This is a genomic window from Pseudoalteromonas piscicida (assembly GCF_002744175.1).
Classification (GTDB): domain Bacteria; phylum Pseudomonadota; class Gammaproteobacteria; order Enterobacterales; family Alteromonadaceae; genus Pseudoalteromonas; species Pseudoalteromonas piscicida_B.
Map to the genome: position 1 here is coordinate 1 of NZ_NKHF01000153.1, position 207 is coordinate 207.

2 tRNA genes are annotated in these 207 nt (G+C 52.7%); both read left to right on the top strand.

The annotated features are described in order from the left end of the window. Positions 1-6 precede the first annotated feature (6 nt). A tRNA-Leu gene (locus CEX98_RS22230) sits at positions 7-93 on the top strand. Between the two features lie 34 nt (positions 94-127). Further along, positions 128-203, top strand: a tRNA-Gly gene (locus tag CEX98_RS22235). Positions 204-207: the final 4 nt, after the last annotated feature.

The following is a 207-nucleotide window of genomic DNA, read 5'->3' on the forward strand; positions in this document are numbered from 1 at the left end:
CCCGATGCCCGGGTGGTGGAATTGGTAGACACAAGGGATTTAAAATCCCTCGCTGGTAACAGCGTGCCGGTTCAAGTCCGGCCCCGGGCACCATTTATAGTGTAATACTGTAAATGAACAATGGAACGCGAGTATAGCTCAGCTGGTAGAGCGCGACCTTGCCAAGGTCGAGGTCACGAGTTCGAACCTCGTTACTCGCTCCAATTT